General features: G+C 65.6%; 8 protein-coding genes. 6 read left to right on the top strand and 2 right to left on the bottom strand.

Annotated elements, in window-relative coordinates:
* Positions 1–74 precede the first annotated feature (74 nt).
* On the top strand, positions 75–710 hold the full coding sequence (locus tag AC0VY3_RS03455) for a hypothetical protein (protein ID WP_475548902.1): 636 nt from the start codon (positions 75–77) through the stop codon (positions 708–710).
* Here the strand turns inward: AC0VY3_RS03455 and AC0VY3_RS03450 are convergent.
* Together AC0VY3_RS03450 and AC0VY3_RS03445 are read right to left on the bottom strand one after the other, a co-directional pair.
* The gene (locus tag AC0VY3_RS03450; RefSeq protein ID WP_107471576.1) at positions 683–1138 is read right to left on the bottom strand and encodes a PH domain-containing protein; all 456 of its coding nucleotides are present in this window, start codon (positions 1136–1138) and stop codon (positions 683–685) included. The two genes, AC0VY3_RS03455 and AC0VY3_RS03450, sit on opposite strands and share 28 nt — an antisense overlap.
* Before the next feature lie 33 nt (positions 1139–1171).
* Entirely contained in the window at positions 1172–7489 is a 6318-nt protein-coding gene (locus tag AC0VY3_RS03445; protein WP_475548901.1) for an RHS repeat domain-containing protein, read from the bottom strand.
* A gap of 423 nt (positions 7490–7912) precedes the next feature.
* Here AC0VY3_RS03445 and AC0VY3_RS03440 point away from each other — a divergent pair, with 423 nt between their 5' ends.
* The 5 genes from AC0VY3_RS03440 (at position 7913) to AC0VY3_RS03420 (ending at position 15723) form a co-directional block, all read left to right on the top strand.
* On the top strand, positions 7913–10996 hold the full coding sequence (locus AC0VY3_RS03440) for an FG-GAP-like repeat-containing protein (RefSeq protein WP_475548900.1): 3084 nt from the start codon (positions 7913–7915) through the stop codon (positions 10994–10996).
* 121 nt (positions 10997–11117) lie between these two features.
* Positions 11118–11885 carry a transposase family protein gene (locus AC0VY3_RS03435; RefSeq protein WP_475548899.1) on the top strand — a complete coding sequence of 256 codons (768 nt, stop codon included), beginning with the start codon at positions 11118–11120 and terminating at the stop codon, positions 11883–11885.
* A gap of 282 nt (positions 11886–12167) precedes the next feature.
* Positions 12168–13307: an ABC-three component system protein gene (locus tag AC0VY3_RS03430; RefSeq protein ID WP_475548898.1), complete on the top strand. Its 1140-nt coding sequence runs from the start codon at positions 12168–12170 to the stop codon at positions 13305–13307.
* Positions 13304–13780 carry a three component ABC system middle component gene (locus tag AC0VY3_RS03425; RefSeq protein WP_475548897.1) on the top strand — a complete coding sequence of 159 codons (477 nt, stop codon included), beginning with the start codon at positions 13304–13306 and terminating at the stop codon, positions 13778–13780. Before AC0VY3_RS03430 ends, AC0VY3_RS03425 begins: the two co-directional genes overlap by 4 nt.
* Complete coding sequence (locus tag AC0VY3_RS03420; RefSeq protein WP_475548896.1) at positions 13777–15723, top strand: DUF3732 domain-containing protein; 1947 nt, start codon at positions 13777–13779, stop codon at positions 15721–15723. Before AC0VY3_RS03425 ends, AC0VY3_RS03420 begins: the two co-directional genes overlap by 4 nt.
* The last annotated feature ends 226 nt before the right edge of the window (positions 15724–15949 follow it).

The raw sequence follows: 15949 nt of genomic DNA, 5'->3' as shown, positions 1-15949 counted from the left end.
TGTGCATGCCCCGTGAGAGGGCGGTGGCGGGGTTCCTCACGCCCCCGGGCGCCCGTTCCGGCCTGGACGGTCCGATGCCCGGCATCATCGCTCCGGTGATGCTGGGGCGGTGTCGTCCGTCGCCTGATCGGGTGTCCGAGAGTGCGTCTGCCGATGGCGACCGAAGCGGCGTCATGGCGAGTCATGTGACGGTTTTTGCTGGTGAGAGGCTTGCGCCAGTGCTGGTCGCCCCACATCGCTGTGTATGCCGGATCCACCGCGACGATCGCGAGGCCGTGTTCGGCGCCCATGGAGACGATGCGGGCCTTGAGCTTGCTTGTGGGCATGCCGGAGATGAGCCGGCGGAAGCGCTTCTCGCGGGTCTTCTCCGCGGTGAAGTCCAGGTTCTCGATGCCGATCGCCCTCGCGCCGGTCTGCTTGGTCCAGTGCAGGAGCCGGGTGAGGGCGTGCAGGATCTGGGCATCGCAGTGTTCAGCGCTGCGCGGACAGGTCGTGGGCCGACCGGCGGCCCCACCAGGGACGGGATGATCCCGGGCAACCGTACTAACCTCGACGTCTCAGTTGGGGCTGCTGGGTTACTGGGCGAAGCTCAGGAGCGCTTCGCGCGGTCGTCCACCGACCGGTCAGGGACCCTCTCGAATCTCGTGCACGCCTTTCGTGCTGCCAACCTGCGCTTCACGCATCACCCTGTGGACTGCCGCCAGTACTGACACAGCAAGACATACTTTGCTTCGAATTTGGGATCATAGCGACTGCTCGTGAATGCGCCTGGAATGGTCAGGGGTCGCCCGCTCATACGCGTGAGGCGTAGATCCCACCATGAACTGCTTCGAGCCGTATGGTGACGCTTCTCGATGTTGGTGACATCGCCCCATGGGATCGATCTTTTCCCAAGGAATCCATTGAATACGACGATGCCATCACGAGTGAGCAAGGATCGACCATATCCCCTGTTGATGACGTAGGCCATCGAGATAATCCACGCGCAGAGGATCGAAAAGACCCACCAGAACGGGCTGGAATCCGTGGAAAGAGTCACTGCGAGCGCGACGCCAGCACAAACGGCCGTCAGGTAGCTGCCCGCCCTCCAGTTCTTGCGCCGCTCTGCCGCATCCAGGGAAATCCAGGCTTCATTCATAGTTGACTCCTCGGCGAGTGGGATATCCGGGATTCACTGTCGACGATTCAAACTGTTTCCACCAATGGTGGCAATGCCAGTCATTGCGATCGACGCCCCATCGCTAAGCCGGGAAATTCCTGTGTGGGCGCCCGATATTGCCGCGTATACCAATTGCTCACGAAAAGGCATTCCTGGTGTATTTGAGGCCTGGAAAGCTGACTTGGCGGCCCTGGCGGCCCCGACGGCGGTGCCTGCCCCTACGAGGCTCAGTGCGCCCAAGGCGCAGCTTCCCCACTGCTTCGACACGCACGCATCCACTGTTGTGGCACCCGCTATGGCGAATCCCGCGACCATCGCCGCTGTGGCCACCCAGCCCACCGGACTGAGCATGGCGACTACTCCGAGCCCGACTCCGACCCAGCCCAGTGCCGTGCTGTTTTCCTGGATGAAGTTATGGGCCGCCGAGACCACCTTTCCTCCGGTGGAGTTCCAGGCGCTCTTCCAGAAGCCCTCGTCTTTCTGGTTGCGCTTTTGCTGGGCTTTGGAAGCCGCTCTTCCCTTCCGCATTTCCTCTGCTGCGGCAGCTCGCGCATATTCTTCCTGAGCGGCATAAGTGGTCTGGCCGTACGAGTTGTGGCCGAGGTGCCCATAGGAGTTGTAGCGACCCCTGGAGGGGTCTGCCTTGATGCGCTTCTTGCTTCCCGGTGTCCAGGGGACGTAGGAGCCCGAGTTGCCGGGACTGCCCGGGTTGCCGCCCGAGACCGCCGAGTTGATCTTCTTGGGCTTGTTCGGGACTCCGCCCTTGCCGCAGGTGATCGACTTCCCGCACTCCTCCAACGCCTCACCCGAAGGGTCGGAGAACGTGACGGGGTTGTTGTTGCCGTAGACATATGGGTTGAGCTGCGTCGGGTCGTCCTTGATCAAGAGCGGGTCCACCGACAGGAAGCGGCCCAGGGACGGGTCGTATTCGCGGGCACCGAGGTGGGTGTAGCCGGTGGGGTCGGTGGTGCCGCCGACGAAGCCTCGGTCACCGGGCCAGGAGGTGCTGCCGGTGGTGGAGCGCTGGCCGCCGAAGGGGAGTTGTTTGCGTCGGGTGACGGCCTGGGTCGCGCCCATGGTGATGGCGATCATCGCAGTGCCCTGATGGTCGCCGAAGAGGAACGAGAACCCGCCGCTGGTGCGGACCGCGACCGTTTCGCCGCCGTGCGTGTAGTAGCGGGTGGCGGTCTTCGCGCCGGTCGAGGTGACGTTCAGTTCGTTGCCGCCGGGCAGGTACGCGGTCGTGGAGCCGTCGGCGTTCTTCGCGAGCATGCGGTTGCCGGCCGAGTCGTAGACGTATTCGGTGGTCTTGCCGTCCTCGACGATCTTGGCGAGGTGGCCCTCCACGTCCCAGGTCAGATCCTGGTCGCGTGCGCCACCGGTGCGCTTGGTGATGTTGCCGGCGTCGTCGTAGGTGAAGGACTCCGTCGTGCCGTCTTCCGCCCCACCGGTCGTGGTGACCGAGCGCAGTGCGTGCGGGCGGGTGTCTGTGGCCTTGCCCGCGGTGTGGGTGCGGGTGATGTCCGTGTCGCCGCCGGTGGCGTGCTGGACCTCCTTCGTACGGTTGCTGGCGTCATCGTAGGTGTAGGAGTGCCAGTACGAGTCCGGGCCGCCGACGGTGCCTGCCGAAGGTGCCCCCGCGCAGTTGTCCGCGGGTGCCTTGGCCGTCCATGCCTCGGTCATCCGACGCAGTGCGTCCAGGGCGAAGCACTGGGTGTCGGTGACCGCCGATTCGTCCTGCCCGGACGTGCTGGAGATCCGGGTGGTGTTGCCCGCCAGGTCGTAGCCGTAGCGGGTGTCCTCCACGCGGAGCGCGACGTCGCCGTCGACCGTGGACCGGGTGAGCCGGCCGGTGTGCTCGTCGAACTCCTGGGTGCGGTACACCTTCTGGCCAAGGTGCCCGTACTCGGCACGGACCTGACGGCCGTACACGTCGTAGCGGGTGTCATTGACCAGGACCACTCCGCCCGACGTGGTCTTGAGTGGCAGGTTCCCCTGGCCGAAGACCGTGGTCTGGCGTTCGGAGGGCAGTCCCGCCAGGGCGGGGTGCATCACCCATTCCTGGGCTCCGGTGTACTGGTTGTATCCGAACTTCCACGTATAGGTCCCGGCAGCCGCCCCATCCGGCACTGTCGTAGTGGAGGACGTGGGCTGCCCGAGGTTGGTGTAGCCGTCGACCGTCGTGGTGTATGCCTTGCCGTCCACGTAGCGAGTATCCGACGAGGGCAGCCCTTTGGCCACCGTGTCGTAGGACCAGGCCGCACGCACCGTCGAGCCCTGCTTCAGCTCCTTCTGCCGACTCAGCTCGTCGTAGACCGTGGTGAGCTCGACGCCCCGGGCGTCCGTGGTCTTCACTGGACGGTCGGCGTTGTCGTACGTGGTCTTGGCGGTCCCCTTGTCCGGGTCGTTCGCCTCGATCTGGCGGCCACGCGCGTCGAACTTCCAGGTCCAGGCAATTTTGGCCGGGTCGGTCATCTTCGCCAGCCGACCGTGCTTGTCGTACTCGTAGGAGGTGACCAGGAACTTGGTCCGCGCCGCGTCCGTGTAGTCGTGTGACTCGGTTTTGCGGCCGAGTGCGTCCACGATCGTCGTCGTGGCGGTGCCTCCCTTCGGCGGGATGACCGTAGTGCGGTCGCCCGCGTACTGGGTCAGCGTGCGCTTGGTCTCGTCACCGAACTTCAGCGAGATGACCTCTGTGGCACGGTCCGCACCGTCGTACTTCGTCTCGGTGCCCGCCGGTACCTTGGAGTCGTCTCCGCCGACGAGGGTGGTCGAGGCCGCACCGTTCGCGAAGTAGGAGTCGTAGGTCTTCCAGACCTGCCCGCGGGTGTCGTAGCGGGTCTCGGAGACGACCCGGTTGCCCGCTGAGCCGATTGCCGCGGTCTGGGTCTGCCGCGGGCGCAGCAGGCCGTCATAGAAGGCGTACGAAGTGTCGTATTGGCCGAGGTAGTTGAGGACCTTGCTGGTGACCACGTTCGGCTGGGTGGCGGAGACGCGGTAGGCGAACTCGGCTGAGGGCTGCGTCGGATGGTCGCCCTTGGGCCAGGCCGGGCCCCAGCCCTTGGTGGTCCGGCCGAGCGCGTCGTACTCCAGGTCCATGCGCTTGCCGTTCGCGTCCACCGTCGCCGTGGTCAGCCCGCGGCGCGGGTCGGTGACCACCTTCGTGGTGTGGCCGAGGGCGTTCGTGGAGACCGTCTCCGTCGGTGCCTGGCCGGTGGCCGGGTTGTACGTGACTGTCTTCTTCGCTCCGGCCGCGTCCGTCACTTCGGTCTCACGGCCGTAGCTGTCGTACGCTGCCTTGCTGACCGTGAGGAAGCCGGTGCCCGCGCCGTCGTTCTCGTCGCTGCGGGTCACATCCCCCTTCGTGGGGGCGGCTCCCAGAGTGGTTGAGCCGTCGTAGTACGTGCGTTGGGTCGAGATTAGGTCGGCCGGCAGAGAGGTCGTCGTCCCGCACGTCTTGGCGACCGTCTTCGTCTCGGCAACCGCATGGAGGATGTTGACGCCGGTGTTACGGGCGTACGAGATGGTGGTGCACTTCTCGTCGCCGGTCTTGGCCGTATCGCCCGTCTCGGACTCGGAGGTGACCATGCCGTAGGAGTCGAACTGCCGTGACAGTTCGGTGCGGCGGAGGCTGCCGCCTGTGATCGTGGTGCGTGTCTGGTCCTTCTGTGTGCCGGTCCGGTACGCGTACACGGTCGGCAGGCTGTCCGCCGAGCGGGAGTGCGTCGCGGTGGCCGCCGAGCGCCACGGGGTGTAGGTGGTGGCGGAGATGAGTGGTCCGCCGGAGCCGTTGTATGTGGCTTCCTCGCGGGTCATTCCGCCGAAGGCCTCGCGGTCGGTGGCCTCGTTGCCCTCGCCGTCGGCGACCTTCGCCCCGTCGATGCCTCGGAAGTAGCGGGACTCGTTCAGCGTCTGCGTGCCCTCGGCAGGATCGCCCGTCCGCACCTGGACCCGTTCGTACCCCTTGCGGGAGCCGTACGTACGGTGCTTGGCCTTGGTGAACTCGTCGTCCTCCTTGGTCCAGGCGAGCCCGCCGAGGTAGGAGTAGTCGGTCCGCTTGACCGGTGCGCCGGAGGTGTCGTCCGACTCCAGGACCTGCGTGACCACATACGAGTGGAACCAGTCCTGATACGGCTCGTAGCCCTCCACCGGTGCGTCCGGCGGCGACCACATCACCGGATAGCAGCGCTTCGTGTTCGACGCCGCGCTCGGCAGACTGCTCTTCGAGCACTCCTGAGCCGAGTAGGTGACCCCGATCGAGCCACCCGACTCGGTGGCGATCCTGTGGACGCGGTACCGGTTGTACGCGGGTACCGCATCGACCGCGCCCGCGACCCGGTTGGGCAGCTGCACGCCGTAGAACCTGGTTTTCGGCAGGATGATCGCGGTCCCGGCGCTGTGCCCGGTCCGGGTGATCTCGGACAGCCACAGCGGCGGATCGGTGCCGTCCCCGGTGGAGGGGAAGCTGTGCTCCAGACTCCAGGAGTCGACCTTCTGGTAGGCGCCGGCGTTCCACACCGAGGTGGACACGCTCTTCAACAGCTTCCTGGTGAAGTACGAGGGCGACGAACCCGACTCGCATTTGTCACCCGACTTGCAGATCTGGTCGAACGGAACATCCGGCCACTTCTTGGCGTTCGCCGCAGTGAGCTTGTCCTCCTTGCAGTCGAACGACTCGGTGGCCAGGCACCGTTCGGCGACGGTGAAGTCCACCTTCGCGGCGGGACGGCCGTAGAAGTTCGACGATTGCAGCCCGTACTCGATGCGCTTCAGGTACCCACCGCGGGTGTACGGAGTGAGAGTCCCCTTGTAGTTGGCGTCGATCGCGCGTTGGTAGGAGTTGGCCTCTTTGGCCCAGTAGTACGTCATGGCGTTGCCGTGCGGGTCGATCACGGCGTCGAGGTTCCAGCGCCAGGCCTGCTGGCACCAGGAGTCCTTGAACGCACTCGCGTGGCAGGGTTCGCCGGACTGGTTGCCGAACACCGGTACGGTCCAGACCGAGTTGGTCTCGTCCTTGCCCGCTGCCCAGCCGTTGGGCCGGTTGTAGCCGAAGTAGTAGGCGGTGCCGTCCGGTGCGGTCACCTTCCAGTACTCGTTGTCGTTGTCGCCGTTGGCGCGCGCGGAGTTCTTCAGCAGCTCCACTCGCGTACCGTCGTCGGACTTCTTCCTCCATACACCGGTGGTGTCGTCCTTGACGAGCTCGCTGGACGAACCGCCGAGCGACAGCGTGGCGTTGTCCTTCTTCCAGCACTGGTCGCCGACTTTGTGCGACGGGTTGTTCCCGCCGGTCTTGTCGTCCTGGCAGGAGGTGTAGCGGCGCTCGATGGATCCGGGAGACAACGACCAGCCGTCACCGATCCAGTTGGCCTGGTTGTTCGTTGCCGCCGTACGGCCGTCGACGGCCTGCGAGGAGTAGGAGAGTCCGAGGTCGGGCGTGAGATCGCCCGGGACCGTGGGGGTCTCCATCTCGTAGGTCCAGGAGAATCCGCCGGAGGAGCCACCGGATTCCCACTTCCCCGACGGGGACAGCAAGGTGGCGGTGAAGTCGCCGTTCGCGCCGGAGGGGGCGGCGGTGACGGCGAGCAGCGTGGCGCCCTCGGCCACAGTGGCAGTGCCGGCCCGACCGGACCGGAAGGCCTGCCGCACGGGCTGACCGGCCTCGGCCGCGGACTCGTCGCTGATCTCGGTGGTGAGGTCGGCCGACAGCGTCTGGTTCTTGGCGTCGTTGTGCGAGGGGAGCGTCTTGCCGGGCATGCAGCCCTTGTCGCCCGGTGTGGTCAGCGCACAGGCGGGAACCTCGCGCAGCACCAGACGTGAAGCCCAGCCGCCGCCGTAGATCCCGGCGAAGGAGGAGTAGTCAAGGGTGAGGCCGAGCGTGCCCTTGCCCTCGTCCGCGCCGTGCCCCTGCACCGCGACGAGGATGCCGTCAACGCCCGCTGCCTGGGCGGTGCTTCGGTCGAGGACCTGGACCTGCGCCTGCTCCGGGGCAGCTGCTGCCTTGCGTGCGGCCCTGCCCTGCCTGACGTCGACCGGCAGCGATCCGGCCTTCGACCGGCTGCGTTCGCCTGCGTCCTCGGTCACCGGCACCGTGACGGCGCCTGCGGTGGGCCACATCGCCTTCGTGTCCGGCGTGAAGGGGTGCTTCGCCGTCTCGTCGGGCTTGTCCAGCTTCGTGCCCTTGATCTCGGAGACGGGCACCGGGTCCGGTCGCTGGAGCTTGCGCAGCTCCAGCTCCGCCGCGGCGGCGATCGGGCCGCCCAGCAGACCGGCCAGCAAATAGGCCACGAGGAGCAGAGCGACAACCCGTGCACGTCGGCCCAATGTTCTCACTGGATGACGAAACGATGGACGGCGTATCCCGGACAACGATCCCCCCACAGAATCCACACATCATGAAGCAGCGGCCGTGAACGTAACACCGGAAAGTGGCGGCGGGGTCTGCCCGGCAGGGGAGTTGACCATTCCGTTATTAGTCCAAGGTGTGGATATCGTCATTGGTCGGATTCGACCTGCTATTAGACCCGCGTTACCCTGCCGCCTTTTCGAGGAGGGTGCCATGACCTGCACATATGGAAAATCAGGGTAAAACGGATTAGCAGGTATCAATCTCCCACTCATGGATGTTGCGGAAACTTCCTGAAGCTGTACAACCGGTGCCTCATCTCAAGTGTCAGCCCATCAGTCACCCCATTGCCTTGAGGAGAAAATGTGACGAAAATGCGCCCGTGTAAATTCAGGGGGTCTGTTCCCTGGGTGCTGCCCACGGCTCTTTCCCTGGCTCTGCTCCTGATCGCGCCACTAGCCGGAACCCAGTCGGCGGCCGCCGACGAAAAGCCTGCCGAGCCCTCCTTCCAGGAGTACGCCCCGGAAGAGACCCGGGCGCTCGCGACGGCGGCCGACACCGGCGAACCGGTTGAGGTGCTGTCCCAGCGCACCGAGGTCTCGCAGACCTTCGCCAATCCCGACGGCCAGTTCACCGAGAACACCTACGCGATGCCGCAGTGGGTCCGTCAGGACAACAAGCTGGTGGAGATCGACACCGCCCTGGTGAAGAACGAGGACGGGACACTCTCGCCCGGGGCGACAGAGGTCGGCATCCGCTTCTCCGGCGGCGGCGACGGACCGCTCGCCACCGTCGTGCGGAACGGCCGCTCGATGTCCGTGGGTTGGCCCCGGCCACTCCCGAAGCCGGTGGTCGAGGCGGATTCCGTCACGTACCCGGAGGTCCTTGACGGCGTGGACCTGAAGCTCAAGGCGCACAACGGCGGCTACAACCAGGTCCTGGCCGTCAAGAACGCCGAGGCTGCGAAGAACCCGGAGCTGACCGAGCTCGACTTCGGCCTGGAAACCAAGGGGCTGAAGGTCGAAGTGGACGAGCACGGCAATGTCCGGGCCCTGGACCCCGCCGGGCAGGAGGTGTTCACTGCCCCCACGCCGCGCATGTGGGACAGTGGCGACCCGCCTGCCCAGGCGCCGGCGGCCCGTACCTCCGGCCGGGCGTCGACCCCGCCGCCCCCGCCCACCCCGGATGCGTTCGAGCCCGCATTCGGGGCCCGCGACGCCGCCATGGAGGTCAAGGTGGCGGACGACAGTCTGACGATCCTCCCGGACATGGAGCTGCTGAACGGCGAGAACACGCGGTACCCCGTCTACATCGACCCGGCCGTCCAGGGATCACGGCATTCCTGGGGCATCATGTACAAAAAGCACCCGAACTCGTCCTTCTTCAACGGGACCGGGTTCAACGGCGGTACCACCACAGCCCGCGCCGGATACGAGAACGTCACCAACGGTCTGGCGCGCTCCTACTTCCGCATGAACACCAAGAACCTCCAAAACAAGAACCGGGTCATCAGCTCCTCCCGCTTCCAGATCAAGAACACCTGGTCCTGGTCGTGCGAGAACCGCGGCATTCAGCTGTGGCACACCCAGTACCTCAAGTCCAGCCACACGTGGAACAATCAGCCTGGCAAGCTGTACACCCTGGACACCGTCAATGACTCCAAGGGATTCAGCAGCAGCAGCTGCCCTGCGGGGAACCTCGCCTTCGACACCACGCGCGCCGCAAAGGACTCCCAGGCCGGTACCTGGAACACCCTGACGCTCGCACTGGCAGCGTCGAGCGAGACAGACGTGTACGGCTGGAAGAAGTTCGACGCCAAGACTGCAGTCATGTCGACCACTTACAACACCCGCCCCGCCGTGCCCTCGGCGCTGGACACCATTCCCAGCACCAAGAACAGCAAGGGCTGTGGCGACGTGGCGCCCTACGGTCTCATCGGGAACACGGACATCTACCTGACTGCCAAGGGCAGCGACGGCGACGGCGGCACCGTGAAGGTGAAATTCCACCTCTGGCCCACCGGTCACCACCCCAACGACGACCCCAAGGGGGTCATGGTCATAGACGAAACCGTCACCGTCACCTCTGGTACGGTCGCCAAACTCAAGGTTGCCAAGACCAAGTTGACACCGCACATAGGCAAGGCGAACGGCAACTTCTCCTGGAAGGCGCAGGCGAACGACGGCTCCCTCTTCTCCGACTGGAACCCGAAACAGGGCGCGCCCGGGTGTCGTTTCGTGTTCGACCCCAACCGGCCCAGCTCGCCTCCTGGGGTCACCTCCACGCAGTTCCCCGACGGCAGTGACGGCTGGCCCGCGGTCACCGGAAAGGTGCGCACGGAGGGGACTTTCACCCTCTCCAACGGCGGAGTGGCGGACATCGCCTCGTACCAGTACTGGACCGACACGGACGGCACGCGCCGAACGGCCACCCCGGGCAGCGCGGGCGGCTCCGTGAACATCAAGCTCACCCCGACCGCTACAGGGGCCAACCAGCTGTACGTCGTCAGCCGTGACAAGGTCGGTAATTCCTCCGACACCGCGACCTACCTCTTCTACGCCAACGGTCCCACCACCCGGGACAAGGCCGGGGACATCAACGGCGACGGCAACGCCGACCTGTGGGCCATCGACAAGGACGGCAGTCTCCGCCGCTTCTACGGCAACGGCACCGGCTCGGTAGCCGAGGCGTCCTCTCCCGCGAGTGACTTCACGTGGAACGCGACCGCCATCACCCACCGCGGCGACTGGAACAACGACGCGTACGAGGACCTCATCGCACTCAGGCCGGACGGGACGGGCGGCACCCACCGGCTGTGGATGTACCCCAACAGCGGTTACGGGTTCGCCTGCACCGACTGCACGGCCCTGGTGCGGCAGGAGCTGACCGTCTACGATCCCGCCAACAACCACTGGAAGGACGGGGTCAAGCAGATCCTCGCCATCGGCGACGTCGACGGCGGCCTGGACGTGGACGGCGACGGAGTCGAGGACGTCGCGGGCCACCCGGACCTGCTCGTCAACGACGGCGAGTTCCTCTGGCTCTACTACGGCAATCCCGACTACCGGCTGGACAGCGACCGGGACCCCGTCCTTCTGGCCGGGCCCGACGACCCGATCGCCGAAAGCGCCTCCACGTTGAACGAGGTGACCCTGGCGGCCCCTGGCGACTACAACGGTGACGGGCGGGAGGACCTGCTCGTGCGCTACGACCGTCCGGACGTCGGAGGTCTCTACGTGTTCCACGGAAGGGAGACGGACGAGGGCTTCGACATCAGCCTCACCGACCGGACCGCCATCGGCAGTAACTGGAGCGTCAACACCGTGCCCCGCTTCACGGCGGCGCCCGATGCCAACAACAACGGGAAGTTCGACCTCTGGGCCACCACTCCCGGCAACGGACGCCTACGCTTCTTCTCCGACTACACCGCTAGCGGACACACCACCGTGTCCGGCGTCTCGGACGCGTTCCCCGGCTACCAGTCCATCGGCTGACTGATTGAGCCTCTTCGAGTTGGCCACCGATCGGGTGACGGGTCGTGAAGCGCAACGAGCGTGGCCCCCGAGCTGTTGATCGAGATGTCTGACGTCTCAATCACTCTGCTCGGGGGCCTCGTTGGTCATCCATCCTGCCGCACTCGACCTGCCGCACGCACTCGTGGAATGGGTGACCATGCTGATCGTCACCCGTGAGGGCAACTGGCGCTGCAAGCTCCGCCCATCACAGCGCGCGATGGTGGCACTGGTGTACCTGCGCGAACACACCACTCTGGCGAAGATCGCTGCCGCGTTCGGGATCAGCGAGTCCACCGCGCATGCCTACACCACCGCGGTCGTGGACCTGCTCGCCGCCCGTGCACCGGGCCTGCTGAAGACGCTGCGTGAGCACGACCCCGACTTTGTCCTGCTCGACGGGACGCTCGCCGAATGCGACCGGGTCGGCGACGGCCGGGCGGACTACTCCCACAAGCACCGACGCCACGGCGTGAACGTACAGGTCCTCACCGATCCCGACGGCCGGCTGCTGTGGCTCTCGCCCGCCCTGCCGGGCCGCACCCACGACCTGACCGCCGCCCGCACCCGTCGGATCATCCGGATCTACGAGCGCCAGGAAGCGCCGATCGTGGCCGATCTCGCCTACCAGGCCTACCAGGCCTACCAGGGTGCCGGCCCGTGGCTGACCACGGGCATCAAACACAGACCCCTACGGGAACTCACCACCACCGAGAAGACCCGCAACCGAGCTCTGGACGCAGCACGCGCACCCGTCGAACGCGGCGTCGCCCGCCTGAAGTCCTGGCGCATCTTCCGCAGGTCCCGCTGCAGCCCCAACCGCATAACGTCAATCGCCAAGGCCATCCTCACCCTGGAGCGGCAACGCTGAAGAAGCTCGGTGGGCGAGTTCGAGGGCGACGACGGCTGGCGCGCCAAAGACCTCCATGTGTCTGTTCCGACCAAGCCCCTGGCGTAACCTCCTCGCCGCTACGACCTACCGGTCCGGCAGGAAAGCGCATGCCTCGAGCCACCCCCTTTGCGGATCAGGTCTCTCGTGGAATGATCGCCGAACCGGTCTGGCTCTGGGGGTGGGATGGCAGACGGAGGTGAACAGTACGAGGCATCAGCGTCCGCTCTGGGTTACCTGTTCCAGTTCGCTAAAGCTCTGCACATGTGCATCGAGCAGTGGATGAATGCTGGCCCGGACTGGAGCATCGCGGTCGAAGCCGCCGACGATATCGAGCAGCACGTGGGCTCCATGACCGACCTTCTTCAGCTCAAGCAGCGTGCCGAGGGTGTGCGCTTGACCAACACCTCCAAGGATCTCTGGAAGACTCTCCGGATCTGGGCGGAAGCAGCTGCAGCAGGGCGGGTCGACCTGGACACCACGAATCTTTACCTGCTCACCACGGCAGAGCTCCCCGAGGGCAGCGTGGGGTTTCTTCTCCAGCACCACGCCACAGGGAATCGCGATGAGGGCCTGGCCCTGACGCTTCTCTGCGATGCGGCAAAGGCATCAAAGACCACCAGCACGGACCTGCGAAAGTCCTTCGCTGCCCTGACGGGGCTGGCCGAACCCCAGCAGGCCGCACTCCTCGCACGGATTCAGGTCGTCGGAGGTACTGAGGACATCTCCGATGTCCGCACCTCCATGCTGCGGTTGGCTGCGGTAGCCGCCGGTCACAGCGCAGCCCGGTCCTTCCTGAACAGGCTGGAGGGCTGGTTCTACGACCGTGTGATCGAGCAGATGCGGACACCCGGCGGCAGCCCGGTGACTGGTGTCGAGTTCGACGAGGTCTTCACCGGTCTGCAACGGCAGTTCCAGTACGACAACCTGCCGATCGACCGCGACATCATCGGCATGTCCGGCGACCTCGGGGAACAGGCGGACAAGGTCTTCGTTCAGCAGCTCGGACTGATCGGGGTCGGCTCCACACGGATCGGCTACGCAGTCCGGGACTATGTCCGCGCCTTTGCCCAGCGCTCTCGGTGGCTGAACGAAAGTCTTCTGCGCGCCGGCGAGATCGGTGAATACGAGCGGCGACTGGTGGAAGAATGGGAATCCCGCTTCGCGGTGATGGAAGAGGAGTTGGGCCCGGAGGCTACCGAGGAACAGATGAAGGCCGAGGCCAGGCTGATCTACCGGTGGGTCGACACCGAGGCCCGCTTCCAGATCCGTGATGGCTGTGACGAGGTATTCGTGACCAAGGGCTCCTACCACATGCTCGCCGACGAGCGCAGAGTCGGATGGCACCCGGACTTCGCCGCCCGGCTGATGCAGCTTCTCGAGCCTGCCGAGGCTCGCGGATGAACCTGAGCCGCGAGGAGCGCGCCCTGTACAACCCCGCCTTCACCGGGCTGCTCTGCACCCGCTCCGTCCAAGGGTACGCGCAGCAATTCAGCGGCGCCTGTCCCCTGCACCTAGCCGTGGTGGCCGGGATCATGGCCCTGCAGCCCTCGATCAGAGCAGAGCTTCCCCGCACGATGAAGTCCGGCTTGATGAAGTGGCTCGACACGCACGAGAGTGTCCGCATCGCGATGGCCAGGAACGCGCCCTCGTTGGCCGCCGTAGTGCGCCCCGGGGTGCTCTTTGCACTTCAGACCCGTGCGCTCAGCACGTCGGACGCAGGGCTCGTCTTGGCCGCCGGCCCCACGACGCTAGAGGTCACGGGGGCCACCGAACAGACCATCGCGGCCCAGAGGGCAGCCCTGTTCCTCGGGCGCTGGCTGCCCAGCACGGGCAGCCTCACCACTGTCCTGACCCTCCTCGGAGTCAAACCGTGACCTTCCAGATTCAAGCGGTCACCATCTACGGCAAGCAGCCTGGCCAGATGAACGTCGTCCCTTTCAAGACAGGGGCCCTGAACATCGTCACGGGCGACTCCCGGCGAGGCAAAAGTGCACTGCTGACGATCATTGACTACTGCCTTGCCAGCTCCGACTACCCGGTCAAAGCGGGCAAAGTCCGCGACTACGTCAGCACCTATGCCATCACCCTTTCCAAGCCCGGCCAGCAGCTCTTCGTCGCACGCCGCGCTCCGGAGGGCAAAGCCGTCAGCACCGTCATGTGCGTTCTCGCCCAAACCCCCGGGGCTCCTCCCCCCGTCCTCGAAGATCTCCGCTTCTCGACGCCTGGTGATGTCGCCCGCGGGCTCCTCAGCGACTTCTGCGGCATCGACAACACCGTCCGTGTTCCGGCCGTCGGCAAGAACACGCTCATCGCCCCTTCTGTGCGCCACGCTCTCTTCTTCTGCTTTCAGGCTCAGAACGAAGTCGCCAACCCCGACGTTCTCTTCCACTCTCAGGGCGAGGACTGGAAGCCGAACACCATCAGGGGAGTCATCCCGTACTTTCTCGGCGCGGTGGACCGCGACCAGGCGCTGCTTCAGAACAAGCTCCGCAATCTGCGGCGCGACTTGGCCGACAACGAAGCCATGATCGCCGTCTCCGCAGACCTCACCCCGGCCAGCGGCCAGGCTCAGGCGCTGCTGACCGAGGCAGTCGAAGCCGGCCTCCTGCCACCGCAGACCGGTGAGCTGACAGCGGACGTCGTCCTCCAGCGCCTGCGCAACGCCATGACCCATGGTTCCCCGGAGCCCGGTTTGGCGGACGACGATCCCTTCGCGGCCCTCAACTCCCGACGGGCCGAACTGCGTCGGCTGTTCGCACAGACCCGGGCCCAGATCGCTGACCTGAAGGTGGCGTTGGCCGAGAACAACGACTTCAACGACCAAGCCGTCGAGCAGCGTGCCCGCCTCACTTCCCTGGGGCTTCTGAACCGAGATGCAGAAGCTTCCGGCCAGGAGCGCTGCCCGGTCTGCGACAGCCATGTCCCCTCGGCCAACGACACCATCGCCGGCCTCATGCGAGACGTCGCCTACCTCGACGGCGATCTTCAGGCCATCGGCAGCGACACTCCCGCCATTCAGCGCCTGCTCGTCGGCCACGAAACCCGATTGCAAGAGCTCCGCTCCGAGCTGGCTCGCAACCAGGACCAGACCCGCGAACTCACCACCGCGATGCGTACCATCCAGCAGGAGCCGGACGATTTGCGTCGATCCGCCATCGTCCAGGGGCGCATCAGCCTCTACCTCGACACGGCTGCCCAGCATGCCGCAGCGCCGCGAGTTCTGGACCGCCGTGAGGGACTGCGCGAGCAGATTGCGGAGCTCGAGGAGCAGCTGAGCGGTAGCACTCAGGATGAGCGTCTCACCAGCTTCTTGTCGTTGATCAACCAGGAGATCAAAGAGAAGGCCGGGGCGCTCGACCTCGATTTCTCGGACTCACCCATCCGCCTCGACATCAACCGCCTGACGGTGATCGCCGACACTCTCGATGGCCCGGTGCAGCTCAAGAACATGGGTAGTGCTGAGAACCATCTCGGTTACCACGTCTCCACCCTTCTCAGCCTCCACGAGTGGTTCACCAGGCATAGCAGCCCTGTTCCCCGCGTGCTGATCCTCGACCAGCCTTCGCAGGTCTACTTCCCCGCTGAACCGACTGGCGAGGAAGACCTGCAGACCAACGACCGCATGCATCTGCTGAACATCTTCCAAGCCCTCCACCGCACACTGGAGCAGCTGGACGGCAGGATGCAGATCATCGTCATGGAGCACGCTGACCTTGACGATCCCGCCTTCAGCAACCACGTCGTCCAGCGCTGGCGCTACGGGAACGACTCAGCCCTCGTGCCTTCCTCATGGATGGCTCCCGAGAGCGGCTCCTGACAGCCGGTCGCCCAACGTAGCGCGCAGGCGCAAAGAGCCACACACCCCTTCTGCTGAGGAGGGCCTGTTGCGGTCCGTCGCCTACCGGGGCGCCGCGTTGAACTGCCGCCACTACACAAGGATTCAAGGCCAAAGGCGATCGGAAGACCGACGCCGACGGCGGGCGCCGAAGGTGGCGATACCGGCTGCGCCCGGCCGCATCAGAGCTGTTGCCCACGTACGCAGT

It is taken from the genome of Streptomyces sp. iso_384 (assembly GCF_056172905.1).
Note: the sequence above shows the minus strand (reverse complement) of the source record. Positions and strands in the feature narration are given on the sequence as shown.

Bases quoted from the DNA above. Each gene is read 5' to 3' on its own strand.
- AC0VY3_RS03455 (WP_475548902.1), top strand. From the start codon at position 75: ATGCCCGGCATCATCGCTCCGGTGATGCTGGGGCGGTGTCGTCCGTCG.
- AC0VY3_RS03450 (WP_107471576.1), bottom strand. From the start codon at position 1,138: ATGAATGAAGCCTGGATTTCCCTGGATGCGGCAGAGCGGCGCAAGAAC.
- AC0VY3_RS03430 (WP_475548898.1), top strand. From the start codon at position 12,168: ATGTGCATCGAGCAGTGGATGAATGCTGGCCCGGACTGGAGCATCGCG.
- AC0VY3_RS03425 (WP_475548897.1), top strand. From the start codon at position 13,304: ATGAACCTGAGCCGCGAGGAGCGCGCCCTGTACAACCCCGCCTTCACC.